Consider the following 26,125-nt stretch of genomic DNA (forward strand, 5'->3'; position numbering starts at 1 on the left):
ATGTTCACCGGACTTATTCAGGGAAAAGGATCAATTGCAAAGGCTGAAAATCGAGGTAAAGAAACCCGCTTTACAGTCACTGCCCCTGATATTAAAGATTACCAGCAAGGCGAATCCATTGCCATCAATGGAGTATGCCTCACAGTTGAAACTTTCAGTCACAGCTGGTTTTCCTGCTATGCAAGCAAGGAAACCATGGGCTGCACAAATCTCGGCAATTTAAAACCGGGTTCAAAAGTCAACTATGAACGCGCTCTTGCCATGGGCGACAGACTGGGTGGGCATATTGTAAGCGGACATGTGGACTGCTTAGGTTCTGTTGAATCGGTTCGCCCTGCCGGAGAATCCAAGATTTACAGAATTAAATTTCCTGCTGAACACGGTAAGTTTGTGGTTACGAAAGGCTCGATCGGACTTGATGGAATCAGCCTCACAGTCAACGACTGCGGCTCTGACTTTCTTGAGGTCAACATCATCCCCGAAACTCAGGACCAGACCACTATTTCAGATTGGAAACCGGGGTACCCTGTTAACATTGAAACCGATGTTATCGGAAAATATGTACAGAAAATGCTCGGACCATGGACAGGGCAACCCGCAAAAAGCAAAAGCCCAGAGAGCAAATTGACCATGGATTTTCTCCAGAAAAATGGATTTTAATCAGTTTCTTAATGAGCCTGAGTGCAAAGCCGTTTCAAACAACTTGCAGGTCAGCCATTTTTATCCAAATAACATGCTTAAATAATTTTATTTTTTTTGCATGAAAAACATATTTCACCCTTTTTGTTTTTTAAGGTAAGAAGACATCTCCTGTTCGCGAGATTGGAACAGGTAAAAAAATAACGAACCGCTCCGACATGCTGGAGTACGAGGATATTAATATGCCTTTATGTACAATTGAAGAAGCAATCGAGGACATCCGTGCAGGACGCATGGTTATCATGGTCGATGATGAAGATCGTGAAAACGAAGGTGATCTCGTTTGTGCTGCTGAAAAAGTAACACCTGAGATTATCAACTTCATGGCCACACACGGTAGAGGTCTTATCTGTCTCGCCATGTCCGGTGCCATGGTCGACACGCTTAAACTCCCACTGATGGCTCAGAACAATGATTCTCAGTTCGGTACCAACTTCACAGTTTCCATTGAAGCTCGTGATGGCGTAACCACAGGGATTTCAGCTGCTGACAGAGCAACAACAATTCTAGCTGCTGTTGCTGATGGCGTTCAAGCTGAAGAAATTGTTTCTCCCGGTCACATCTTCCCGCTCCGCGCTAAAGACGGCGGAGTTCTCGTTCGCGCTGGCCAGACAGAAGGCAGTGTTGATATTTCCCGTTTGTCAGGACTGAAACCAGCCGGCGTCATATGTGAAATCATGAATGATGACGGGTCAATGGCTAGACTTCCTGATCTAAAAATTTACGCTGAAAAGCACGGTCTCAAAATTTGTAGTACTGAAGCTCTTATCAAATATCGCATGAAATTCGGTAGCCATACCGTAACCCGCGAAGCTGATGCTGAACTACCTACAAACTGGGGTGATTTCAAAGCTGTTGCTTTCCACTCCTCCGAAGATAATCGCACACACATCGCATTAGTGATGGGCGAACTTGACCCTAGCGAGCCTACTTTGGTCAGAGTCCACAGCGAATGTCTGACTGGTGATGTTTTCGGTTCACAGCGCTGTGATTGCGGCGGACAGCTTGCATCTGCAATGTGTATGATTCGCAAAGAAGGACGCGGAGTTCTGCTCTACATGAGACAGGAAGGACGCGGAATCGGCCTTGGTAATAAAATCAAAGCTTACCACCTTCAGGATCAGGGTTGCGATACCGTTGAAGCGAATGAGAAACTAGGATTCAAAGCCGACCTCCGCGAATACGGAACCGGCGCACAGATTCTCGTACAGCTCGGAATTTCAAAAATGAAGCTTATGACCAACAATCCTAAAAAGATTGTCGGCCTTGAAGGATACGGACTTGAAGTCACTAAGCGCGTTCCCATCGAAATGGACGCATGCGAAATGAATCATGACTACCTCCAGACTAAAAAAGATAAAATGGGTCACCTTCTGGAAAACCTGAAAGATACCAAGAAATAAGGGAGACTGAATATGAGTCACATCAAAACAATCGAAGGACAGCTGGACGCAAAAGATCTTAAAATTGCTCTCATCTCAGGTCGCTTTAACGATTTCATCGTTGAAAGACTTGTCGGCGGAGCTGTTGATTATCTAGTTCGTCACGGTTGTGACAGAGCAAATATCACTTTGATTAAAGTACCGGGTGTATTTGAAATGCCTGTAGTTACCAAAAAAGTCGCAGAATCAGGCAAGTATGACGGAATCACGTGCCTTGGAACTGTAATTCGCGGTGCTACTCCTCATTTTGATTACGTTTGTAGCGAATGTGCGAAGGGAGTTGCTCAGGTAAGCATGGACAACAACCTGCCTATCGGATTCGGAGTTCTTACTTGTGACACTCTTGAGCAGGCTATCGAACGTGCCGGTACAAAGGGCGGCAACAAAGGCGTTGAAGCTGCTTCCGCAATGCTCGAAACTATCAGAGTAATGGAACAGATCTAGGTCAGAGTTTTTACATCGAATGAGTCAGGAGCTTCGTCCAACGGGACATGCAACTGTATTAGTTATATATTTATCACATGGGCAGCCGGACTCCGGCTAAAAACGGAGACCGATTGCCCGTTGTGTTGTTTTAAAAACAATTTAATTGTATCTTAGGGACACGGCGCATGAGCGTCTGAACCTACAGGATTATAAAGTCAGATGTCCCAGACTAAAGGTTTACGCAGAAAAGGCCGTATATTAGCCTTCCAGGTTCTTTACGGTGTAAGTTTTGTCCCTCCGCACGGTGGTTGGACAAGTGAACGTATATACAATCAAAGCCCAGCAGTTACACGCGAATCAGATGAAGAATTAATTCTTTACGCTCGCGACCTGCTGATCAATGTTTGCAATACGCTTGAAGAATTAGACGAAGTCATCAAAAGCTACTCGAAGCATTGGAAGATCGAGCGCATCGCGAAAGTTGAACTGTCGATACTTAGACTGGCTATTTACGAACTGATTTATAAGGCGGATATTCCCCTTAAAGTCGGTATCAATGAAGGGATCGAAATTGCTAAAAAGTTCGGAGATGAAAATTCCCGTAACTTTATCAATGGAATCCTCGATGCAGTAGCACGCGACATAGACGGCGGAAAATTCTCCGTTACTAAGAAATTCTAGTTATATTATTGTAGGCAGAAGAATCTCTTCTGCCTACAATAATATTAGACATATTACGCAAGGATTTTATAATGGGCTTCGGGAAATACAACCCAGAAACAATCGAAAACAAATGGCAGAAGGCTTGGACCGACACAGGCGCCTTCCACGTAGAAACAGATACATCTCGTCCCAAGTACTATGTCTTGGAGATGTTTCCGTACCCTTCAGGTAAAATCCATATGGGTCACGTGCGCAACTACTCCATCGGAGACGTTGTTGCTCGTTATAAGAGAATGAAAGGCTTCAACGTCCTTCACCCAATGGGCTGGGATGCTTTCGGTCTGCCTGCTGAAAATGCAGCGATCAAAAACAACACCCATCCTGCTGAATGGACCTACGCCAATATCGACGACATGCGTACTCAGCTATCCCGTCTAGGTTATTCATATGACTGGAGACGTGAGATGGCGACCTGTCATCCCGGTTATTACAAATGGGAACAGCAGTTCTTCCTAGATTTCTTGAAAAAAGGTTTAATTTACCGTAAGAAATCTCCGGTTAACTGGTGCGAAACCTGTAATACTGTCCTTGCGAACGAACAGGTTGAAGACGGCCTTTGCTGGCGTTGTGAGACTGTTATTGAACAGAAAGAACTGTCCCAGTGGTTCATGCGTATTACCGATTATGCAGAAGAACTCCTAGACAGCCTCAAAAATCTTGAAGGCGGATGGCCTGAAAGAGTTCTGACAATGCAGCGCAACTGGATCGGCAAAAGTGTCGGAGCAGAGCTTGAATTTGAAGTTGCCGACGCACCAAGCGACAGCGATAACAAAATTGCTGTATTCACAACCAGACCAGATACACTTTTCGGTGCAACCTTCATGTCTCTTGCCGCTGAGCATCCCATGGTGGAAAAGCTCATCAACGGCAAACCGGAAGCTGAAAAAGTCCGTGAATTCGTGACTAAAGTTTCCAATCTAGACAAGATTGTCCGCTCCGCTGATGACCTTGAAAAAGAAGGTGTGTTCACGGGATCATACTGCATCAACCCGCTTAACGGCGAAAAGATGCCTATCTACGTGGCAAACTTCGTACTCATGGGTTACGGAACTGGCGCAGTTATGGCCGTTCCAGCACACGATCAGCGCGACTATGAATTTGCGAAAAAATACGACATCCCGATGCAGATAGTCATTCATCCTAAAGATCAAAATTTGAATCTTGATGAAATGACAGAAGCTTTCACAGCCCCTGGAGTTCTCGTTAACTCAGGTGACTTTGACGGTATGCCGAACGATGAAGCTAAAGGCGCGATTGTCAGTTACCTTGGCAAAAGCGGTAAAGGCAAAAAATCGATCAATTACCGTTTGCGCGACTGGAATATTTCACGCCAGAGATTCTGGGGATCACCGATTCCTGTAATTTACTGTGATCAGTGTGGAATTGTACCAGTGCCGGACGAAGACCTTCCAATCATCCTGCCAGAAGACGCAATAATGAACGAAGATGGCCGCTCCCCGCTTCCGCAGATGGAATCTTTCGTCAACACAATCTGTCCTAAATGTGGAAAGCCTGCTGAGCGAGAAACTGACACCATGGACACATTTGTTGAATCTTCATGGTACCCATTACGCTACACAAGCGCGCGGAAAGAAGATGGCCCATTCGATCCCGAAGCACTTGATTACTGGCTTCCAGTTGATCAGTACATAGGTGGAATTGAGCATGCGATTCTGCATCTGCTCTACGCCAGATTCTTCACCAAAGCTCTGCGTGATGAAGGTTACACAAAAGTTGCTGAGCCGTTTAAAAACCTGCTGACTCAGGGAATGGTACTCAAAGACGGCGCCAAGATGTCAAAATCTAAAGGCAACGTAGTTGATCCAAATTCCATGATTCAGAGATACGGCGCAGATGCAACCCGACTTTTCATTCTGTTTGCTTCTCCTCCTGAAAAGGATCTCGAATGGAGCGATCAGGGGCTAGAAGGTTCTTCCCGCTTCTTGAACAGAATATGGAGACTGGCTGAAGGACTTGAAGGTTTAATTTCTCCAGTTGGTGCTTGCGCCAAGCCGGAAGGATTCGAACTCTCATCCGACGCTAAAAAACTTCGCCGCAAAGAACATGAAACCGTCAACCGCGCTAGCCGTGATATGGAAAACAAATTCCAGTTCAACACAGTTATTGCCGCTACCATGGAACTGGTCAACGAGATGTACGCTCTTAAAGATACATTGGTTGAGTCAAAAGACGGAAAATTTGCACTGTCATCAGCTTTCAGCACAGTACTTACTGTTCTTGCTCCTATTACTCCACATCTATGTGAAGAGTTATGGGAAATCATGGGCTACGAAGGAATCGTTGCTGCCGCTGCATGGCCTGAATATGACGAATCTGCACTCATCACCGACGAGCTGCTCATAGTTATTCAGGTTAACGGAAAAATGAGAGCTAAGATCTCAGTTCCAGCCTCAGCAAGCAAAGAAGATATCGAGAAAGAGTCGATTGCTCACGAGAATGTTGTTAAATTCATCGAAGGCAAGACAGTTAGAAAAGTGATCGTTGTTCCGGGTAAACTGGTTAACATCGTAGCTAATTAGTTAATTATGAGGGGCGGATGTATCCGCCCCTTTTTCATAAATATTTTTCACAGCTCATTTTCACACATTGCTAACAACAACCCGCTAAACGCGGCTTACAGGGACATTCCAAATGATTGCCACCAACTCCGTAAAACGACTCCTCTTACTACTTTGTCTCGTTTTCTTTGTCAGCGGGTGTGGCTATCATAACTCTGAAAGCGAACCGAATACACTCTCTGAAAAATTTCACGAAGTTGCCATTTCTGAAGTAACAAATCCTACCCTCGAACGTTGGCTTGAACCTCGACTAAGAGGAGATCTCAGAGATGAAATTACACGTCGCGGACAGCTGGTATGGGTTGAAAAATCGAAAGCAGAAGCGCTCATCAGTCTAAAAATTATAAGCTTTTCCAATAACAGCCGTGTACTTGGCAACAACGATGAGACCCTGAAATACAACTCCATTCTCAAAGTTCAGATGAAAGTTACTGACGCAGCAGATGGTCATATAATCTGGAACTCCGGAACAGTAGAAGTCACTGAATCTTATTATGAAGATGAGGAAGACACTACACAGGATCTGGTCGTAGAACTTATGATTCGCAGGCTCGTAGACCGCATGAATCAGGCCTATTAAGTTCATTTTTAGCCACATGTACTTGCGATACGCAGCCTTAAACAGCCCAAGCCGATTTACTTAGAAGCTAAAAATTAAGCAGGATAAACATGTCCAGACCGGGATACATCTTTCTGACCTGCCCTGATGCCGAGCTATTACATGCGCGCATCAGTGAATTACTTGAAAGTAATAATTCCTCCGATTTTGAGAAGAAAGTCTATTGGGCGGACGAAGACCTACCTTCAAATTTCTGGGACGATTTAACTCTCCAGACTCTTTTCGGCTCCAGTAAAGCCGTTGTCCTTCGCCGCGCGCACAAAATCAAAACAGCCACTTGGAAAATGCTGGACAAAGCTCTGGCATCGCTTTCTGACTCCTCATTCCTATTCATCTGCCTAGAAGGCAAGTGGGAAAGAAAAGGACCTCCAGTTCCTGCGGTATTGAAAAAACGCCAGTGCTGGAAATTCGCTGAAAAACAAAAATGGACATGGCAATCTGCCGGACTTGACGAAAAATCTATTGCTGGCTTCATTAATAAATGGGCTGCCAAAAATTCCATTACCATGGAAAATCCAGTCAAAAATTCACTGATCAAAGCACTCCCTAAAGATGCTAGAGCCGCAAAGCTTGAACTGGATAAGTTAGAACTAGCTGCTGGCCCTGACAAAAAACTTTTGGAAGACCACATAAGCTTGATCGCTTTCTCCGACGATATGAATTTCTTTGAATTCATGAATGCCATATCTCAGGGCGGTGACCCTATCGAAATATGGCGTAGAGTTCTCACTAATCACATGGAAAAAGATTCCATGGTCTTTATGCTCACAGCTTCCCTCACTCGTGAAGCAAGAGCATTGTGGATGATGCTTCACGGAGAAGAGTCATCTGTAAGATTGCCCCCTTTCGTTAAGAAGCAAAAAATGACCTTAGCCACACGTATCGGGCCAGCAAGAATTGCAAAACTTTTCGACATCGTTATGGAAGCTGAAATTGGGATCAAGACTGGTAACAGAAAACCGGAACAAGCCTTAGAGTTAATGGTTGCAGCGCTTACGTCTCTTTTTGCTCCCACTGCTCCAAACCGTAGCAGACGCTAAACCTTATCTAGCAATTACTCTCCGCAGCTACTGACAAATCTCTTTTTTATATTATTCGCGAGCTAAATTCGCTCACTTTTTCACGTAAAAAACTCGTTTTTTATAAAAAATAATGTTTTTTACACGAAAACAGACTAAAACGTATCATACACGAGTTGATTTGCCGAAACTTACAGTTTATTCTGACTTCATATAATCTAATTCATGGCCTTAAGTAGGATATCCATATTATTATTTGGATGAATGATCCGATTTAGACTAATTATTTATTCATAAATGATCTAAAATTGCCTTTATTTCATTTTTTCCGTGTTATTTTCAATATTTTACACATTTTTTATCTTTTTTAACTATACGACTTGCCAAAGCATACTTACTATTTACTTATGAAGGACAAACCACACTACCATGGACATCGGCAGAGATTAAAAGAACGGCTTTGTAGCAATTCTCAAAATCTTGCTGATTATGAGATATTAGAACTAATGCTGGGGCAAGTCCTTCCCAGGCAGGACACGAAGCCAATTGCGAAGGCGCTGCTTGCGGATTTTGATTCTTTGAGCGGAGTGTTCAGAGCTTCGGATGAAAGACTAAAAAAAGTAAAAGGAATTGGACCTGGAGTTATTATTTTTTTTACTCTTCTTCGAGAATTCTGGGCCAGAATGTCTGAAGAACCTATGTTTACTCAAAACGCTCTATCTTCGCCAGAAGCGGTAGCGAATGCGGCAATTGCTCGTATAGGAAACTTGGCAATCGAACAATTTTGGGTAGCACTGGTCAACAATGGCAATAAAGTGATATGTTGGGAAAAGCTCTCCGAAGGAACTGTTGATAAAACTGCGGTTTTCCCTAGAGAAGTTGTTTCACTGGCTTTGAGAAACAACGCAAGTGGAGTGATTTTAGCCCACAACCATCCCGGAGGAGACCCGAATCCATCCCCCGAGGATCTTTCAAGGACTATGGAGATAGCCTCTGCCTGCATTGAGCTTGAAATAAGGTTACTTGATCACGTGATAGTTACCGCTGATAAATTTTTCAGTTTTAAGAAGGAAGGACGTTTGCAATTTTAGCCATAGGAAGGACTCGATGACTAAAGCATATCATTGTGTTGTTACTGGTAAAGTTCAAGGTGTCTACTTTCGTGCATGGATTCATGATCAAGCGGTTGCGCTAGGTCTCGGTGGCTGGACTAGAAATCTCGATGATGGAAAGGTCGAAGTTCTGCTACAGGGAAATGAAGATAATATCGCTGAAATGAAAAAAAGACTGCTTGTAGGATCTCCTCTGTCGCAGGTTTCTGACCTGAAATGCGGATGGATGGATTATGATACAAAGCACGATTCTTTTGAAATTCGCTGACCAATAAATAGCTTTAAACCTGTTAGTGAGGACCTATCCTGCAACAGGTTTTGAATAGTACTTATGAGCATATTCATACTCCAGACCGTTTTCAGGGAAGGAGATGGATTGGTATTGCTCTTAATATATCGCAATAAATAACCACTTTGACATAAGGATCTTCAGTTGAAAAAAAAGAAATCCCCGATCAAACCACTCAAGCTTAAGAGAAAAGAAAAAGCTAAAAAGGTTACCAAAAAGCATTTCAAATCTGACGCCGGAAATGATCAAGGGCTAAACAAACCTCCTGTGTCTCCGCTGAATGTACTACACGATGCGGCAGACCTTTTAGATGAAACCGGACACATGAATGAAAATATTCATACGGATATCCCGTCGACTCTTCCGGTTTTAGCTGTTCGTGATATAGTTGTATTTAACTATATGATTCTGCCTCTTTTTGTAGGCCGTGAGAAATCAGTTAACGCCGTTGAAGCCTCCATGACTAGCGACCGCTACGTGCTCATCCTAACTCAAGAAGATGAGAGCATTGAAACTCCCGAGCATGACGATCTCTATAAGACTGGTACAGTCTGTATGATTATGCGCATGCTCAAAATGCCTGATGGCAGACTGAAAGTTCTGGTGCAAGGTGTTTCTAGAGCCAAGGTAAAAAGATTTATCGGTTCCGAACCATTCCACGTTGCTGAAATCAGAACAATTTCAGAAGAAGAAGCAGAGCCTATCACTCCTCAGCAGGAAGCTCTGATCAGATCTTCACGCGAACAGAGTGAAAAAATACTTTCGCTTAGAGGCATCTCTTCCGCAGATATTATGAGCGTACTCAATAACGTTGATGAACCGGGAAGGCTTGCCGACCTAATTGCATCTAATCTGCGCATGAAGGTACCCGTAGCCCAGTCTATCCTTGAATGCGAAGGTCCAGTTGAAAGACTTACACTGGTCAATACTCAGCTGACTCAGGAAGTCGAAGTCGCTTCCATGCAGAATAAGATTCAGTCCATGGCAAAAGAAGGCATGGATAAAGCTCAACGCGATTTTTATCTACGTGAGCAATTGAAAGCCATTAAAAATGAGCTTGGTGAATCTCACGATGAAGCCGAGGAAATGGAAGAGCTGAAAAACGCAATCAAAAAAGCCAAAATGCCGAAAGAAGTGCGCAAGGAAGCGGAAAAACAACTCCGCCGCCTTGAAGCGATGCACCCCGAAGCATCAGAAGCTACCGTTATCAGGACCTACCTCGATTGGATGACTGAAATTCCTTGGAAAAAACAGTCCCGCGATCGTCTTGATATTATAGAAGCTAAAAAGATCCTCGATGAAGATCACTACGATATCGAAAAGGTTAAAGAGCGCATCCTTGAATACTTGAGTGTGCGCAAACTTAATCCGTCAATGAAAGGACCTATCCTTTGTTTCGTGGGCCCTCCAGGTGTTGGTAAAACATCCCTTGGTCGCTCGATTGCGCGCAGTCTGCAACGCAAATTCCACCGTATGTCTCTTGGCGGAATGCGTGATGAAGCTGAAATCCGCGGTCATCGCAGAACCTACATAGGTTCAATGCCTGGCCGCATCATTCAGGGAATCAAGCAGTGCGGAACCCGCAACCCAGTTATCATGCTCGATGAAATTGATAAGCTCGGTTCTGATTTCCGCGGCGATCCATCTTCAGCTCTGCTTGAAGTGCTCGACCCAGAACAGAACAACACATTTACCGATCATTACCTGAACGTGCCTTATGATCTTTCAAAAGCCATGTTCATTTGCACAGCTAACGTTTTGGATTCGATTCCCCGTCCTCTACTTGACCGCATGGAAGTAATAAGACTCCCCGGTTACACTGAGCACGAGAAGGTCAAAATTGCCCGTCGTTACCTCATTGCCCGCCAGACAAAGGAAAATGGGCTTGAAGAAGACGAACTCATCATGAATGATGAAACACTGGCAAAAATAATCACAGAATACACTCGCGAAGCAGGACTTAGAAACCTTGAACGTGAAATTGGATCGGTTTGTCGCAAGTTAGCTCGTAAAAAAGCTGAAGGCGAGAAAGGACCATTCGAGGTCACAACTGAAGTTCTTCATAAGCTGCTGGGTATTCCTCGTTACCTTGAAGATGAAAAAGAAAAGGTACTACCTCCGGGAGTTGCAGTAGGCCTTGCCTGGACTCCATTCGGTGGCACTATTCTTCATATCGAAGTTTCAGCTATGCCCGGTAAGGGTAAGCTGCTTCTGACAGGACAGCTCGGTGATGTAATGAAGGAATCTGCGCAGGCAGCTGTATCCTTCGCTCGCCGTCATGCGGAAGAATACGGCATCAGCCCTACCTTCCACGAAGAAATGGACCTGCACATCCATGTTCCAGACGGCGCTACCCCGAAAGACGGCCCTTCCGCAGGTGTTACACTGGTTACAGCGCTTGTATCTGCGCTAACCAACATCCCTGCTGATCCAGAACTCGCAATGACAGGTGAAATATCCCTGCGCGGAAGAGTTCTTCCTGTTGGCGGAATAAAAGAAAAGATTCTTGCAGCAGTCTCTCTCGGAATGAAGCGTGCTCTCATCCCTGCTCAGAACATGAGAGACCTTGAAGACATTCCTGATGATCTACGTGCTATGATTGATATTACCCCAATCGAAAGGATCGAAGAAGTTTGGCCTAAGGCTAAGATTAAATAGTAAATTAACAGCTATTATTATAAAAGCGCGACTTGCCAAAAGGCAGGCCGCGCTTTTTATTAAGCAATTAATTAAACAAAAACATTCACCAATTGGATGATTCGTTTTAGGTTGCAATTACTCCAACCGTACTTATATGAAAGCAAGACATTGCCCGTCCGGCTGTTTTGGGCTATGAATTTTTCGCGACTAGACTTTAAAACATGGAGTAATTCATGCCTATATACGAATATAAATGTGCGGACTGTGGAATAGAGTTTGAAGAACTTGTCTTCAAACGAGATGAATGTCCTCCCTGTCCCGAATGTAAATCCGAAAGTACCGGAAAGTTAATTTCCGCGTGTAAGTTTAAAACTGGCGGCGGCGCCGATTCCAGAGATATGGGCGAGGCTCCATCTGCTCCGGCACCGTCATCAAGTGGTAGCGCCTGCGCAGGATGTTCCGGCGGCGACTGTTCTTCTTGCGGTTAATTCACAAAATTTTAAAATAAATGGCGGCACTATGAGAAAAATTACCATCGCGACCCGCGGAAGCAAACTTGCTCTCTGGCAGGCTAATCATATCTCTGACCTTCTTCGCAAGGAATACCCCGGCATCGAAGTTCAGTTGCTCAAGATCAAAACAAAGGGCGACATAATTCTGGACGTTCCACTTGCAAAAGTTGGCGGCAAAGGATTGTTCGTAAAAGAGATCGAAGAAGCGCTCCTAGCGAAAAAAGCAGATCTGGCTGTTCACAGCATGAAAGACGTACCGACTCAGCTTCCTGAAGGGCTAGAAGTAGGTATCATTCCGCCAAGAGAAGCTGACACCGACACTCTTCTATCCGTTAAATATGCATCGCTCAAAGACCTTCCTGCTGGCGCAGTTATAGGAACGAGCTCCCTACGTAGACAGTCGCAGCTCCTAGCCCTGCGGGACGATCTTGAGGTTAAATTTCTGCGCGGCAACCTTGATACCCGTGTGGGCAAACTTCTTGCTGGCGATTTTGACGCCATTATACTTGCTACAGCGGGTCTGAACAGACTCAATCTTTCCGCTCCTAAGAGCGAAATTCTCGGACCTCCGACCTTCCTGCCAGCAGTGGCACAGGGCGCGCTAGGAATCGAGTATAGAATTGAAGATACCGAAATTCAAGATATCCTTAAGTTCATTCACCATGAAGAAACAGCACAGCAGGTTCGCGCTGAACGCGGATTCTTGACTGGGCTTGAAGGCGGTTGTCAGGTTCCCATCGCAGCATGGTCTGTATTTGAAGGTGAAAATATCAAGCTGACTGGATTTGTTGCAGATATCGACGGAACATCCCCTATCAGAATGGAAAGAACTGGATTAGCTGTCGAAGCATGGGACATTGGAATGAAATTAGCCGACGACGTTCTTGCCAAAGGTGCAAAAGAAATTCTCGACCGTGTCTATGCAGAATGCGGCAAAGGCTAGCATACTAAAAAGCTTCCGCACTCTACCAGGAGTTGGCAAAGTTATTGCCGAAGACCTCTGGAACATGGGATATCGCGCGCTTGAAGACCTAAAGGGCGAAGATCCGGAAGAAATGTATATCCAGTTGGAAGAATTAGCAGGGCAGCACGTGGATCGCTGCATGCTCTACGTTTTCAGATGCGTAAATTACTGCGTTAATAATAAAGAACGCGATCCGCACCTTGAAAAATGGTGGAGCTGGAAAGACTGATTAGATCCACAACCATTGACAATAAAAAAGCCCGAAATCTTGTGCATATAGTTCGCACATAGATTTCGGGCTTTTTACTGTTCAGTCAAAGCATCTTTAATTATTAAGTTTTATAAATTAATCTTTTTTACTCTAAAGTTTTGCACTCTGAAACCGATAAGAATATTAAAGAGGAACAATTTTAAAGAGTATTTCAATTATAACTTCCACGGATGGAGGTCCAAATGCTAAACTCACCAGATCTAACTCAGGTTGCTCAGGTTCCAAGGGAAACAGAAAACGTAGCTAACTCAATGAAGGTTTTACAGCGCAAGAGGCTGCACAGACAGGCTTTCGCGGACCCATCAATGCATCGCGAACTCGTAAAGATTGAATCATCCCCGGTTTATAATGCCAGCGGAAATCTGATTCAGGCTGTAACATCGAGTCACGGCAGTGCATAGTGCTCAGGGCCACCTCCATTCGACTTTAAGTACACCGACTTCACTTAATTAAAAAGCGCGAATCTGTAACAGATACGCGCTTTTTGTTATTCAAAATATATAGAAATAATCTTTACACTATCCGCAACCGCCCCTGGCCCGAGTCACAAGAAACAACCTGCCCCACATGAGCAGCCAAATCCCCAGTCTCAAGCAGCATATCTGTTGCCTGACGAAGTTTAGATTCAGGCAAAGCTAAAATCAATCCGCCGGAAGTCTGAGCATCAAACACAAGATCTGTCTTAATTTGATCTGCACAATCTTTAACTTCGACCTGCGAACTACAAAAATCACGATTGGCAAAACTTCCAGCCGGAAGCAGTCCCATGGATGCAAGTTCAACCACATCATCCATGAATGGCACTTTATCCAGCCACAACTCAACAGCAACTCCAGATGCGGCAGCCATTTCAAGCACATGCCCACCCAGTCCGAACCCAGTGACATCCGTAGCACCAAGCAAACCAAGCTCACGAATGATCTTCCCACCAGTCACATTTAGCCGTGAAGCCCATTTATAAACGTCTTTCTCAAACCGCTCGGCCCCGTCCCAGTCTGCTTTAAGAGCAGTTGCCAATACCCCAGTTCCCAGTGGCTTGGTAAGCAATAAATGGTCCCCTTCACAGAGACCTTTATTAGAAGCAAATTTATCTGGGTCAATATAGCCTGTAACCGACAGACCATACTTAATTTCATCATCTTCGACGCTATGTCCGCCAGCCAGAACAGCTCCGGATTCACGGATTTTATCCATGCCGCCTTTTAAAATTTCGCGCAGAACTTCGCTTCCCATTTTTTTCATGGGGTAACAAACAATATTCATCGCGGTCCATGGAACACCGCCCATAGCATATACATCAGAAAGTGAATTAGCAGCCGCAATCTGTCCAAAACAATATGGGTCATTCACAACTGGCGTTAAAAAATCCACAGTCTGCACGAGAGCTTTGCCCGCAGGAAAAGACACTATGGCGGAATCATCATTCCCCCCCAGTCCAGTCAGCAGACGCTCGTCTTCAACAGCTAAACCTTCAAGCACTTGCTCCAGGTCCCCCGGAGCGATCTTGGCGGCTCAACCCGCGGCTTTGACAGTCTTGACCAGTTCCCAAGCGGACATAGTCTTCTCCTTTCAGTAAAACAATAAATATCAAGTACCGGGATCGACTCCGGCATCATCAAATGTCGCCATATCGGTATAAATATTCGAAGCAACCCGAAGCATAAACATGCTAAGCGCCGCGCCAGACCCTTCACCAAGACGCATATCCAAATGCAGCAAAGGACGTCTGCCAAGAGCCTTCACAACTCCAGCATAACCGGGCTCAGCTGAGGCATGGCTCAAAACAGAATAACCCCCCACAGCAGGACAAAGCTTATAAGCCGCCGCATAAGCCGCAGTTGAAATAAAACCGTCGATACAAACCATCTGTCTGTTTTTAGCACCACCGATGATCAGTCCAGCAAGCGCGGCAATTTCATAACCACCCAAAGCTGTAAGGATTGAAAGAGCACCACCCTCCGCGACAACCTCTCCATTAGCGGCAAGAGCGTCGCAAACAACTCCAGTCTTTCTGATCACGCCTTCAGCATCAATGCCGCCACCGGGACCAGTTACTAACTTAGGCTCCAAACCGAAATATGCACAGTAAAGAGCAGTAGACGGTGTCGTATTTGAAACACCCATCTCGCCAGTACCAAGAGTCTTAACCCCATCCCTATGAGCTTCATCAGCCAGATCAATACCAAGAAAAATTGCTTTTAAGCAATCCTTCTCAGTCATGGCTGGCCCCTTAGAAATATTTGCTGTTCCATCACCAATCTTGCGCTGAATAAGGTCAGGATGATCAGGAAAACTACCGCCCTTACAACCAGCATCAACCACCATAAGCTCAACGCCCGAAGTTCTAGCCAGCACATTAATGCCTGCACCGCCACGGACAAAATTTTCCACCATCTGGCGAGTGACTTCTTGCGGATAAAAACTCACATTTTCTGCATTAACGCCATGATCGCCCGCAATGGTATAAATACGAGCAGGATCGGAACAAGGAGGATTGCCGCCCGATGCAACATACATCTTAACCGCAAGATCTTCCAGCCGACCAAGGCTGCCCATCGGCTTAGTTAAATTATCCAAGTGGGCGCGCGCAGATTTCTCAAGAGCAGAATCAACTTCTGCTACCTGTGATATTATATTTTCTAAATCTGCTTTGGAATAATTTGTCATTTATTTTTACCTAAGAAATTTGATGCCCTGCGGGCTATTTGACATTTGGATGCGCTTTCAGCTGGACCAAAAGGGATAACCCCCTTTGGAAACCCTATCGACAGGGAGGAACTCTCTTTGTTGTGCTATCATAACTGATTATGTTAGCCTGCGTTCTATAATGAAGAAGAAAGTTTGCATATTACAGGCGAATTGCCAAGGTGAACCTATTGAGAATCTCTTGCGACTTAGTCGCGAGTTTTCGGAAACTTACGAAATTCACCGTTTCACCAATTATATACGTGAAGTAATTCCTGATGAGCTATTAGCAAATTGTGATATTTTTATATACCAACACCTTGCAGAACCGTGGAAAGAATTCTCTTCAGCGAACCTTTGTAGCAAGATGAAACAAGGCTGTAAAACCATCGCCTTTCCGAGCATGCTTTTCATTCACTACTGGCCACTCTGGTCAGGTAAAAAAGGATTCGATTACACTGATACATTCCTTGAATCTTTGATCGAAAGAGATCTCAGCGAATCACAGATTCTGCACCTTTTTATGAATGCCAAGCTCACAAAAATTTATGATTTCGAATCCATTATTGCCAAATCTGAACAGATAGAAAGGGCCAAAGAAAGTTTATGCTCCGCCGGATATTTCGATTACATACTCGATAACTATAAGCAAAAGAGATTGTTTAACACTATCAATCATCCCAGCGCGGAGCTGCTCAGCCGCACTGCAAATACAATTCTCTCAGAACTTAAGTGGCCCGAGGTAACCTGCGATCAAATTGAAACATTCCCTGAACCGTTCCCCGAATTCGAGCAGCCAATTCATCCACAAATAGCAGAATACTTAGGCTTAGAATTCGCAGGCCCGGAAACCCGCTACAACGTCTACGGGGCAAGCCTGACTTTCGAAGAATATGCCATCCGCTACATAAAATGCCGCCAGATGGGCATAAAAGATTTCATAAGTTTCCTACACGCAACAGCTAAGAAGACAACTCCCCCCAGCTAAGGCTTCCAAAGGGGATTATCTGTTGCACTCTCAATATCCGCAAGACTCGAGCAGAAACTCTCGCCTAACGGCTATAGGCTTTTGGTCCAGCTGAAAGCGAAATCACCCATTCTTTTCTTCCAAAACTATAAAATTACTTCTGTGAAAGTTTATTTATATCTGGAGGACCCATTACGATCATCTCAGCGAGTGTGAGATTTACTTTGGGCATAGTCCTTATTTTATTACCGAGCAAAGCCATTTCCAGACCAACTAGATCTTTATAGAGCGGAGTTCTGTCTAATACAGGAACATTTTCCATTTCCGCAGTAATAGCCTGACATTTGAAACATCCGGGGAATGAGCGCTCCAGACCATTAGGTTGACGCAAGGCATTAACTACCCCGTGCATCCGGCAGATCATTAGTCTATGCTTGTATGCTCCGCACAAACCTTCATCATTTAGCGGGCACATAATTTTTGGGCGCACTCCGTTTTCGAGCATTCCACGCGATGATCTGACATAGTCAGCGGCCCTTTGCACGTATTCGTTTCTTTTTTCTTCTGACAGCTTATTTAGCCCCTGCCACAAGTATAGCCACTCAACATATGTATGATGCTGAAAGTAACTGGTACAGCAGTTATCTTCGCAGTCAACGCAAGATAGACCTATCTTTGCTGAAGTTTCGGCATAAACGTCCGCCATGCGTTCGTATAGGGAATCAAGTTTACGGAAAACGGCTTGTCTGGTCAGTTTTTTCATGAATTATTCAACCTTTATATTCTTTTATTCTTGTATCGACTTAAGCCACTGTGCAATTTGCTCAGCGCATTCATCAGATGAAAATTTATCCGTATCAATTGTAAAATCGGCGTAGCGCTCATAGATAGGCACGCGTTCATTATAGAGGGCTTCAAGGGACTGCTCAGGATCTTTTGCAAGACCGCGTCCGTCCCCTTTTCCAACCCGCTCAAGGCAGGTTTCGCAATCTATACAAAGATAGATAACAGGTCCGAGCCTTTGTAAATTTTCCATTGCCCGTGCGCCATAAATAACGCTTCCGCCCGTAGAAACAACCGTCCTGATAGCGCCGAGAGTAGATAATATTTCATCTTCTGTTTCACGGAACTTTTCCACTCCGAGATAATCTACTACATCTTGCAAAAGCCTGCCGTAGAAAGCTTCTATTACCAGATCGGTATCAAGGTTCCTCCAGCCCAGCTTCGCAGCTAAAAGGGGAGCGAGTGTTGATTTGCCTGCTCCGGCCATCCCGATAAGGCTGACTCCGCTGGCTTCGGAAAATTTCAAATCTCTATCACTCATATGAAACCAAACCTTTATAATTTAATATGGACTGTTAGCGAAAATTTTATCCACAATCATAAACCAATTCAGTGCGTACAGCGCCTACTTTGTTTCAGGCAGGGTAAGGACAACCTTATCTTCGCCGTCGCGCTCTTTGACCAGCACATTCACATGCTGATCGCCACCGGTTCTGACTTCTTTACCTATGTAATCTGCTCGTATAGGAAGCTCACGATGTCCGCGATCAACCAAGACTAGAAGCTCAACTCTGCGTGGCCTTCCGAAATCCAGAACAGCCTCAAGTGCAGCACGAACAGTCCTTCCCGAAAAGAGAACATCATCAACCAGAATAATTGATGAAGACTCAATATCAAAAGGAATCTCGGTGCAATTAATGGATGGCTGACGGCTTAAATTTGTCCAATCATCACGATAAAGATTGATATCCAGCTTCCCAAGAGGTATTTTCCTACCAAGGCGGTCGTCTAACAAATCTTTTAATCTCTGGGCCAGATCCGCTCCACGGCGCTGAATGCCGATTATAGCCAAATTCTCGTTGTCGCCGCGACGCTCCATTACCTCTGAAACAAGTCTCTCCAGAGTTCGAGCCATCGCTTTTTCTGAAAGTATAATTTTTTGATTCTGCATATTAATCTTCCTTTAAAGAAGCTCTAGTATTTAAATAAAGTCTGTTTAATCTTTTAATTAGTATCCCTTTCGGGAATAGCTATAAAAAATGTAACGGGGCAATGCAATCCCTGAGCGCGCCCTAATCAGGATATATATTATGAATGCTCTTTTTGAAATCAAAGGAATGACCTGTTCAGCATGTTCAACACGCCTTGAACGGGTCATCGGTAACATGGATGGAGTTAACCACGCCAGCGTTAATCTGGCTACTGAATCCTTAGCTGTAAAATTTGACGAGCAGATAACGTCCACCAAAAAAGTCATGGAATCCGTTGAAATGGCAGGTTTTGAAGCCACCGAAAAGATTGAAGGAACCGAAGTTCTGCTCCCAATATCCGGCATGACCTGTTCAGCGTGCTCTTCAAGGCTTGAGCGCGTTTTAAATGTGACTGACGGAATCATTGAAGCGGCGGTAAACCTACCCGGTGAGTCTGCTACAATAAAATTTAACTCCGCTATAATTTCACTTCGTAATATCAGACAAACAATCTCAGATATTGGCTTTGAGGCTGGGAAAGTTGAAGAGACAAAAGATGCACACAAAAATTTCGACGCTAGGCGCAAGCAAAACGAAGCAAAACTGGCTTTAATGAAACAGCGGTTGATCAATGCGCTGGCGTTTACCATCCCACTGCTCATAATCACCATGGGCCATATGGTGGGCATGCCGCTACCTGAGATGATCAATCCGCACTACTCACCGCTTGGTTTTGCTCTTATTCAATTGTTTCTAACCCTGCCTGTCATGTGGTTCGGTAAAGATTTTTACATCCACGGGTTCCCTACTCTTATGCGCGGCGCACCGAATATGGATTCTCTGATCGCTGTGGGAACATCTGCGGCTTTCGTTTATTCACTTTGGAACCTTATTGAAATCGCCATGGGTATTGATCCTCAAATGAAGGCCATGGACCTTTATTTTGAATCAGCTGCTACTATCATCGCGCTTATTTCTCTTGGAAAATTTCAGGAAGGACGTGCTAAATCGCGAACATCCGAAGCCATTGAAAAACTTATGGATCTGACTCCGGCAAAAGCCATCTTGCTGGAAAACGGAGAACATATTGTAACTCCCATCGAAGAAATCGGCCCCGGCGATAATATTTTAATCCGCCCCGGCGACAGAGTCGGTGCTGACGGAGCCGTTTACGAAGGACATTCCGAGATTGATGAGTCAATGCTTACAGGCGAAAGTATGCCAGTCTCCAAGACAATCGGCGATGATGTTGCAGGTGGTACAGTTAATACTGGTGGAGGCGCGCTCAAAGTTCGCATTAAAAATGTCGGAGAAAACACGGTTCTTTCACGCATCATCAAGTTGGTGCAGGAAGCACAAGGATCAAAAGCTCCGATATCCAGCTTAGCTGACACTGTGAGCTTTTACTTTGTGCCTACGGTTATGGCTATTGCCGTTATTTCAGGACTTTGCTGGTACGGATTCAGCGACGAGCCATTCTCCTTTGCCCTGCGTATTTTCATCAGCGTAATGGTTATTGCCTGCCCTTGCGCCATGGGACTTGCAACGCCGACAGCCATAATGGTCGGAACTGGGCGCGGAGCACAGCTAGGCGTCCTTGTTAAATCAGGTGAAGCTCTTGAGACTGCTGGCAAAATAGACACTATGATCTTCGATAAGACAGGCACTCTGACCTACGGACAGCCTGAGCTTGCAGACACTTTCATCATAGAAGGAAATGATGCGGATGAAGTTCTAGCCCTCGCCGCATCTGCGGAACAGCAATCGGAACATCCTCTGGCAAAAGCGGTTCTCCGCGGAGCCGAAGACGCGAAGTTAACGCTGCCAGAAACAACTTCATTCAATGCGGTGGCGGGTCTAGGCATTGCCACCAAGACGGGTGGATATTCCATGTTGCTTGGTAATCAGGAATATTTAAATCGAAATTTTGTCGGAGATCTTAACAATAAAGATGCGCAAGCTGCCGCTACTCGTTTTGAAGAGGCAGGACAAAGCCCGCTTTATATCGCCAAGAACGGTAAGTTGATCGGAATTCTGGCTATTGCGGATAAAATTAAAGAAGAAGCGCCTGCTACAATTAAAAAGCTGCACGCGCTTGGCGTGAAAACAATTATGCTGACAGGAGATAATGAAAAAGTTGCTCGAACTATTGCGAACAGCGCAGGGATTGATGAAGTCGTCGCGCAAGTTATGCCGGATCGTAAAGCTGAAGTAGTTAACAAAGAAAAAGGTTTAGGGCGTAGAGTTGCTATGATCGGGGATGGGATTAATGATGCCCCGGCTCTTGCCTCGGCTGATTTAGGAATAGCCATGGGAACGGGGATAGACGTTGCCATCGAGTCCGGTGATGTGGTGCTTATGAAAGGGGATTTAACGGGAGTGCTAACTGCTATCTCGCTCAGCCGGGCTACGGTTCGCAACATTAAACAGAATCTATTCTGGGCATTCGCATTCAACGTACTGGGAATTCCTGTTGCCGCCGGAGTCCTTTATATATTCGGAGGCCCGACTCTTTCCCCCATGTTTGCGGCAGCGGCAATGTCACTAAGCTCAGTCACCGTGGTAACAAACGCATTGCGGCTTAAGTTTTTCTCAATCGAAGATTAGCCCATAAAATCCATAAAAAAAAGGCCGCCTAAAGTTAGGCAGCCTTTAAAATTAATCTGCTGTAAATACTATTTGAGAAGACTGCGACGGCAGAATTCAATAGCTTCAGTGCGGACATCTGTTTCGTTAGGCCAGTACAAATGTAATCTGGTCAAACCAAAAATAATTGTCATCACTACTGTTGCATTTTCTTCTATTGGAACGTCTTTTACTTTTCCGCTCTTAATTCCGAGCTTCATGCAATCCTGTAGAATCAATTCAAGATTCTTAAGGAAAATAGCCATAAGTCGCTTTGAAGAATCGAGCAATCCATAAGTGGAAAGCATGATCTTAACCTCAACTTCATTGGCTTCAACAAAGGTAAAATACTCTTCCATTATCATTTCCAGAGAACATTGATCTTTATCAAGTTTCTGGCGAATACTCTCAATATAATTAGCGAACTGCTCTTCAAGTGCTGCAAGAATATGAAGAAGAATATCTTCCTTACTTTCAAAATGCCTATATATAGTTCCTTCAGAAATATTGGCAGTCTTCGCTAAATTCGAGGTTGTGGCTCTATGGAAACCCACCTGAGAGATCATTTCCTTGGCTGTTGCCAAGATGATATCTTTGGTTTTCATTTGCTGACTCCAGATAAACGCCAGAGGCGTTTAGTTAATCTTGTTGAAATATCTTTAACTAATGCGTTATAATTGATAACACTTAATAACAGCGTAATTCCTACCTTAAGCGGCTGTTAAGGTCAACACAGTGCATTTGACAAAACTCGATAGAAAACTTATTTTTGGATAGACATGTCCTATAAGGAGGGAATAATGGTTGAAATTACAGAAGCTGCTAGCAAGCAGTTAGAAAGCTACTTTGCAGATAAAGACAAAACCCCTATACGCATCTATCTTGCGACCGGTGGCTGAGCAGGCCCCCGATTGGCATTGGCTCTGGATGAGCCAAAAGATAATGACGAAAATATAGATGCTGCAGGTTTTACGTTTCTTATAGACAAAGAACTGAATGGACAGGGAAGCCCTTTTAAAGTTGACCTAAGCTATAGCGGATTTGTTATCACATCCGATATGGATATGGGCGGCGGCGGAGAATGCGGATCCTGCTCAGGAAGCTGCGGCTAACCAGTCGTCACAGAATGTTTCCGGGGTCATAGACCCAAATAAAAAAGGCCGTTTCTTAAATGAAACGGCCTTTTCTGTGTCATATGAATAAATAAGATAAAATTAAACTTTCCACTCGCTCATAAAATCAGAAGGCCCGACAACTTTGTGTCCGCGTTCTTTTAAAGCGCTAATGACTGGCGCAGGATCTTCAGTATCGATGCGTACAACTACCATTCTGCGACTTTTATGATAAAAAAGACCAGTACTGATAATGCTGTATTTCATATTTGAAATAATTCCAGCAAGTTCATAAAGAACCCCTGTGCGCTCTTCAGCTTCGACAACTATCCGCGATCCACCGTGCTTAAGACCCATTTCTTCTACAAGAACTTCAAGCATCTTATTACGATTGATATAGCCGATTAGTTTTTCGTCTTCATCGACTACAGCTAGGCCGGAAAGATTCATCTCAAACATCAGATCTGCAGCAGCTTCTATATCTGTCTCAGGAGGAATTGTTGTTATAGTTTTACGAACCACATCTTTAACTGTGATTTTATCAAGTAAATAGTTCAGTTCGTGCTTCTCGAGAGAAGTAATAATTGAAGGCAAAGCTGCTCGGACATCCTCTTTGGTGACATAACCGACAAGGTCTTCACCATCTTTGACAAGAAGCATCCACAACTGATTATCTTCTAGAAGTTTGTCCGCATCCTTCACTAAAGTTTCAGGAGTTACCGTAACAAAATCCTTAAGCATTTTCAGTCCTACATACATCTATAAGTCCTCCAGAGTCCGGGAAGCCCGGCTTCGTAAAAAAATTTATGGCTCAAGTTTTGTGCTGCACTAATGCTCGATAAAACACTACTACCACTTACGCAAGGGTTATGACAGGAAGTATCTTGCCCCTGATACTTTTTTGAGGTAGTCCAAATTTATGCATGAAATGTCAATAGCTCAAAGCATACTTGCCATAGTGGAAGAGGAATTGAGGAAACACCCCGATGCAAAGCTTAAGAAAGTTACAGTTGCAAACGGAGCCCTCGCCGGAATCGTATCAGACGCTCTAACCTTCGGATGGGAAGCCATTACAATGGGAACCCCGCTTGAAGGATCGGTTCTTGTTGTTAATGAAATACCAATAAAAGTAAGTTGCGGTGGATGCTCGAAAGAATTCATCCCTGAAGATAAACTTTACATGCCATGCCCCGATTGCGACCTCGAAATAGGACACAAAGTCCTTCAAGGGAAGGAACTGCACATCGAAGGCATAGAGATTGATTAAGACTAAATAAGGAGATTAAAATGGCTGAAGTGCCTATCATACGGAATATCCTGGAAGCAAATGACAGAATTTCTGAAGAACTAAACAAATTTTTCACAGATAACAAGATTCTTTGCCTCAACCTTATGAGTTCTCCAGGATCAGGTAAAACCAGCCTTTTGGAAAAGACACTCACAGACCTTAAAGGTGAGTTCAAGATGGCTGTTATCGAAGGTGATCTGCAGACAGACAACGACGCACGCCGCGTTGCTGCAACTGGAGCTCAGGCAGTCCAGATCAATACCGACGGTGGATGCCACCTTAACTCTAGTCAGGTTAAAGAGGCTCTGAGCCTGATTGACACTGACGGTCTTGATATCCTTTTCGTTGAAAACGTAGGTAACTTAGTTTGTCCTGCGGAATTCAATGTAGGTGAAGATCACAAAATTGCTCTTTTGACTGTGACTGAGGGTGATGACAAACCTGAAAAATACCCCCTCATGTTCCACATTTCTTCTGTAATGATCCTGAACAAAATCGACCTTCTTCCTTATGTTGATTTTGATATGGAAAAAGCTAAAAAGCACGCCAGCAAACTTAATGCTGATATTAAAATATTCCCTCTTTCCTGTCGCTCACGAGAAGGGCTTGAAGGCTGGTATCAGTGGCTTAGAGAAGCGAGAGCTACAAAAGCTTAAATAAAAAAGCTGATCTCAGATAAGCTTAAGAAAGCTAACCCGCGCCCCTTGAAGATGACAAATCGATAGGGGCGCATTATTTAGATCAGAACAACTGGAAACATGCGGAGCGGAAAATGAAATTTCCCAGCAACCTCCCCTGTTCTGCTGTACTGGACTCACTTGCGGACGGAGTCTTCACAGTAGACAAAGACTGGAACATTACTTTCTTCAATGAAGCTGCCAGCCGGATCACGGGAATTCCCGGAGAAGATGCTGTCGGCTCCAAGTGTTGGGAAGTATTTCACTCCAGCCTGTGCGATGGGAACTGCGCCTTACGCTCCTGCATGAAACACAATGACCGCATCAGCAACAAATCAATATTTTTCATCCATGCCGACGGCGAAAAAGTACCTGTATCTATCAGCGCGGCTCCTCTTGTAGATGCTGACGGAAAAATCATCGGCGGCGTCGAAAGCTTTCGAGATCTCACCGATATTCAAGTTATGCGCCGCGAAGTGCTAGATTCATGGAGATTTGAAGACATCATCGGCAAAAGTAAGCCCCTTGCCAAAGTATTCTCTATCATGCCGCAAGTGAGTAAGAGCGAAGCCACAGTTCTTCTCTTAGGCGAATCAGGCACAGGTAAAGAACTTTTTGCCCGCGCAATCCACAACCTTAGTGATCGAAAACACAGCCCCTTCGTGGCAGTAAACTGTGGCGCTTTACCGGACAATTTACTTGAATCTGAACTTTTCGGATATAAGGCCGGAGCATTTACCGATGCGCGCAAAGATAAGCCGGGTCGCTTTGAACTAGCTGCCGGTGGTACAATTTTTCTCGATGAAATCGGCGACATGCCAGCCAAACTTCAGGTTAAACTCCTCAGGGTACTTCAGGAAAAAACTTTCGAGCCTCTGGGGTCAGTTGCCAGCGTGAAGGCAAACGTGAGAATAGTTGCAGCAACCAACCGCAACCTTGCTGAACTTGTAGAGAATGGCATGTTCCGTCAGGACCTGTTTTACAGACTGAATGTGGTTACCCTCAATTTGCCATCTCTTAAAGAACGTCCTGAAGACATTCCCTTGTTAATTAATCACTTCATAAATAGATTTAACATCTTGCAGGGCAAAAAAATTGAAGGCCTTTCCGAAGATACAATCCAAATTCTCATGCGGCACCCTTTCCCGGGAAACGTGCGAGAACTGGAAAATATCCTCGAATTTTCATTCATTCTATGCCCGGCCGGATTCATTCAGGTTGAGCATCTTCCTGAATACCTACAGCCCCATAATCGCTGTCCCCCACCCTCTGAAGACCACCCCATGACTCTGGAAGAAGTAAAATGCTTAGCAATCAGCCGCGCTCTTGAAAGAAACAATGGTAAAAAAATGGCTACTTGCAGGGAACTCGGCATATCCAAAGATACCTTACGCAGAGCAATCTCCCGCTGCGAGGAAAAGGGCGCATAACTAGCCCTGATTACAAATAAGCGGCGCATAAAACGCCTCGTCATAAATCCCCCAGACCATTGAAATACCCCTA

General features: G+C 44.5%; 27 protein-coding genes. 20 read left to right on the plus strand and 7 right to left on the minus strand.

The window, feature by feature from the left end; translation table 11 throughout:
* The 14 genes from BR06_RS0105270 (at position 1) to BR06_RS0105335 (ending at position 13,696) form a co-directional block, all read left to right on the plus strand.
* Positions 1-660, plus strand: a complete 660-nt coding sequence (locus BR06_RS0105270; protein ID WP_031480847.1) for a riboflavin synthase — start codon at positions 1-3, stop codon at positions 658-660.
* 221 nt (positions 661-881) lie between these two features.
* Positions 882-2,102, plus strand: coding sequence for a bifunctional 3,4-dihydroxy-2-butanone-4-phosphate synthase/GTP cyclohydrolase II (locus tag BR06_RS0105275; RefSeq protein ID WP_031480849.1), 1,221 nt, complete (start codon positions 882-884; stop codon positions 2,100-2,102).
* Between the two features lie 12 nt (positions 2,103-2,114).
* A complete protein-coding gene (gene ribH / locus BR06_RS0105280; RefSeq protein ID WP_031480851.1) occupies positions 2,115-2,585 on the plus strand; it encodes a 6,7-dimethyl-8-ribityllumazine synthase in 471 nt (156 codons plus the stop codon).
* A 201-nt stretch (positions 2,586-2,786) separates the two neighbouring features.
* Positions 2,787-3,248 carry a transcription antitermination factor NusB gene (nusB, locus tag BR06_RS0105285; protein ID WP_031480853.1) on the plus strand — a complete coding sequence of 154 codons (462 nt, stop codon included), beginning with the start codon at positions 2,787-2,789 and terminating at the stop codon, positions 3,246-3,248.
* Positions 3,249-3,319: 71 nt separating this feature from the next.
* Entirely contained in the window at positions 3,320-5,830 is a 2,511-nt protein-coding gene (leuS, locus tag BR06_RS0105290) for a leucine--tRNA ligase (protein WP_031480855.1), read from the plus strand.
* 112 nt (positions 5,831-5,942) lie between these two features.
* Positions 5,943-6,449 carry an LPS assembly lipoprotein LptE gene (gene lptE / locus BR06_RS0105295; protein WP_031480857.1) on the plus strand — a complete coding sequence of 169 codons (507 nt, stop codon included), beginning with the start codon at positions 5,943-5,945 and terminating at the stop codon, positions 6,447-6,449.
* An 89-nt stretch (positions 6,450-6,538) separates the two neighbouring features.
* Positions 6,539-7,528, plus strand: a complete 990-nt coding sequence (gene holA / locus BR06_RS0105300; protein WP_031480859.1) for a DNA polymerase III subunit delta — start codon at positions 6,539-6,541, stop codon at positions 7,526-7,528.
* 386 nt (positions 7,529-7,914) lie between these two features.
* Complete coding sequence (gene radC / locus BR06_RS0105305; RefSeq protein WP_031480861.1) at positions 7,915-8,598, plus strand: RadC family protein; 684 nt, start codon at positions 7,915-7,917, stop codon at positions 8,596-8,598.
* Positions 8,599-8,614: 16 nt separating this feature from the next.
* A complete protein-coding gene (locus BR06_RS0105310; RefSeq protein WP_031480863.1) occupies positions 8,615-8,887 on the plus strand; it encodes an acylphosphatase in 273 nt (90 codons plus the stop codon).
* A gap of 165 nt (positions 8,888-9,052) precedes the next feature.
* Positions 9,053-11,566: an endopeptidase La gene (gene lon, locus BR06_RS0105315; RefSeq protein ID WP_031480865.1), complete on the plus strand. Its 2,514-nt coding sequence runs from the start codon at positions 9,053-9,055 to the stop codon at positions 11,564-11,566.
* A 215-nt stretch (positions 11,567-11,781) separates the two neighbouring features.
* Complete coding sequence (locus BR06_RS0105320) at positions 11,782-12,036, plus strand: FmdB family zinc ribbon protein (RefSeq protein ID WP_031480867.1); 255 nt, start codon at positions 11,782-11,784, stop codon at positions 12,034-12,036.
* Positions 12,037-12,067: 31 nt separating this feature from the next.
* Positions 12,068-13,003: a hydroxymethylbilane synthase gene (gene hemC, locus BR06_RS0105325; RefSeq protein WP_031480869.1), complete on the plus strand. Its 936-nt coding sequence runs from the start codon at positions 12,068-12,070 to the stop codon at positions 13,001-13,003.
* Positions 12,981-13,253: a helix-hairpin-helix domain-containing protein gene (locus BR06_RS0105330; protein ID WP_211252469.1), complete on the plus strand. Its 273-nt coding sequence runs from the start codon at positions 12,981-12,983 to the stop codon at positions 13,251-13,253. The genes hemC and BR06_RS0105330 overlap by 23 nt, the downstream gene beginning before the upstream one ends.
* Before the next feature lie 224 nt (positions 13,254-13,477).
* Positions 13,478-13,696: a hypothetical protein gene (locus tag BR06_RS0105335; protein WP_031480873.1), complete on the plus strand. Its 219-nt coding sequence runs from the start codon at positions 13,478-13,480 to the stop codon at positions 13,694-13,696.
* A gap of 112 nt (positions 13,697-13,808) precedes the next feature.
* Here the strand turns inward: BR06_RS0105335 and selD are convergent, their stop codons facing one another.
* Both selD and cobT read right to left on the minus strand, forming a co-directional pair.
* Positions 13,809-14,852, minus strand: a complete 1,044-nt coding sequence (gene selD / locus BR06_RS0105340) for a selenide, water dikinase SelD (protein ID WP_084154031.1) — start codon at positions 14,850-14,852, stop codon at positions 13,809-13,811.
* Positions 14,853-14,882: 30 nt separating this feature from the next.
* Positions 14,883-15,962: a nicotinate-nucleotide--dimethylbenzimidazole phosphoribosyltransferase gene (cobT, locus tag BR06_RS0105345; RefSeq protein WP_031480878.1), complete on the minus strand. Its 1,080-nt coding sequence runs from the start codon at positions 15,960-15,962 to the stop codon at positions 14,883-14,885.
* 160 nt (positions 15,963-16,122) lie between these two features.
* Between cobT and BR06_RS0105350 the strand changes: the two genes are divergently transcribed.
* Complete coding sequence (locus tag BR06_RS0105350) at positions 16,123-16,968, plus strand: WcbI family polysaccharide biosynthesis putative acetyltransferase (RefSeq protein WP_031480880.1); 846 nt, start codon at positions 16,123-16,125, stop codon at positions 16,966-16,968.
* 133 nt (positions 16,969-17,101) lie between these two features.
* On the opposite strand, the gene BR06_RS0105355 is transcribed toward BR06_RS0105350, so the two are convergent.
* The 3 genes from BR06_RS0105355 to pyrR all read right to left on the minus strand — a co-directional run bounded on the left by BR06_RS0105355 (position 17,102) and on the right by pyrR (position 18,901).
* On the minus strand, positions 17,102-17,710 hold the full coding sequence (locus tag BR06_RS0105355; protein ID WP_031480883.1) for a hypothetical protein: 609 nt from the start codon (positions 17,708-17,710) through the stop codon (positions 17,102-17,104).
* Positions 17,711-17,734: 24 nt separating this feature from the next.
* Positions 17,735-18,271 carry a homoserine kinase gene (thrB, locus tag BR06_RS0105360; protein ID WP_031480885.1) on the minus strand — a complete coding sequence of 179 codons (537 nt, stop codon included), beginning with the start codon at positions 18,269-18,271 and terminating at the stop codon, positions 17,735-17,737.
* Between the two features lie 84 nt (positions 18,272-18,355).
* Positions 18,356-18,901 carry a bifunctional pyr operon transcriptional regulator/uracil phosphoribosyltransferase PyrR gene (pyrR, locus tag BR06_RS0105365; RefSeq protein WP_031480886.1) on the minus strand — a complete coding sequence of 182 codons (546 nt, stop codon included), beginning with the start codon at positions 18,899-18,901 and terminating at the stop codon, positions 18,356-18,358.
* A 139-nt stretch (positions 18,902-19,040) separates the two neighbouring features.
* Between pyrR and BR06_RS0105370 the strand changes: the two genes are divergently transcribed.
* Complete coding sequence (locus tag BR06_RS0105370; protein ID WP_031480888.1) at positions 19,041-21,527, plus strand: heavy metal translocating P-type ATPase; 2,487 nt, start codon at positions 19,041-19,043, stop codon at positions 21,525-21,527.
* Between the two features lie 68 nt (positions 21,528-21,595).
* Here the strand turns inward: BR06_RS0105370 and BR06_RS0105375 are convergent, their stop codons facing one another.
* A complete protein-coding gene (locus BR06_RS0105375; protein WP_031480890.1) occupies positions 21,596-22,150 on the minus strand; it encodes a TetR/AcrR family transcriptional regulator in 555 nt (184 codons plus the stop codon).
* A 195-nt stretch (positions 22,151-22,345) separates the two neighbouring features.
* Between BR06_RS0105375 and BR06_RS20695 the strand changes: the two genes are divergently transcribed.
* Positions 22,346-22,657, plus strand: coding sequence for an IscA/HesB family protein (locus tag BR06_RS20695; protein WP_235727670.1), 312 nt, complete (start codon positions 22,346-22,348; stop codon positions 22,655-22,657).
* Between the two features lie 102 nt (positions 22,658-22,759).
* Here the strand turns inward: BR06_RS20695 and BR06_RS0105385 are convergent, their stop codons facing one another.
* Complete coding sequence (locus tag BR06_RS0105385) at positions 22,760-23,416, minus strand: CBS domain-containing protein (protein WP_031480892.1); 657 nt, start codon at positions 23,414-23,416, stop codon at positions 22,760-22,762.
* A gap of 160 nt (positions 23,417-23,576) precedes the next feature.
* Between BR06_RS0105385 and BR06_RS0105390 the strand changes: the two genes are divergently transcribed.
* The 3 genes from BR06_RS0105390 to BR06_RS0105400 all read left to right on the plus strand — a co-directional run bounded on the left by BR06_RS0105390 (position 23,577) and on the right by BR06_RS0105400 (position 26,052).
* A complete protein-coding gene (locus BR06_RS0105390) occupies positions 23,577-23,924 on the plus strand; it encodes a hydrogenase maturation nickel metallochaperone HypA/HybF (RefSeq protein WP_031480894.1) in 348 nt (115 codons plus the stop codon).
* Between the two features lie 20 nt (positions 23,925-23,944).
* Entirely contained in the window at positions 23,945-24,601 is a 657-nt protein-coding gene (gene hypB / locus BR06_RS0105395; protein ID WP_031480896.1) for a hydrogenase nickel incorporation protein HypB, read from the plus strand.
* A gap of 116 nt (positions 24,602-24,717) precedes the next feature.
* Positions 24,718-26,052 (plus strand): sigma-54 interaction domain-containing protein, encoded by a 1,335-nt coding sequence (locus BR06_RS0105400; protein ID WP_031480898.1) that lies wholly within the window; start codon positions 24,718-24,720, stop codon positions 26,050-26,052.
* Positions 26,053-26,125: the final 73 nt, after the last annotated feature.

This window comes from Maridesulfovibrio frigidus DSM 17176 (genome assembly GCF_000711735.1).
Classification (GTDB): Bacteria; Desulfobacterota; Desulfovibrionia; order Desulfovibrionales; family Desulfovibrionaceae; genus Maridesulfovibrio; species Maridesulfovibrio frigidus.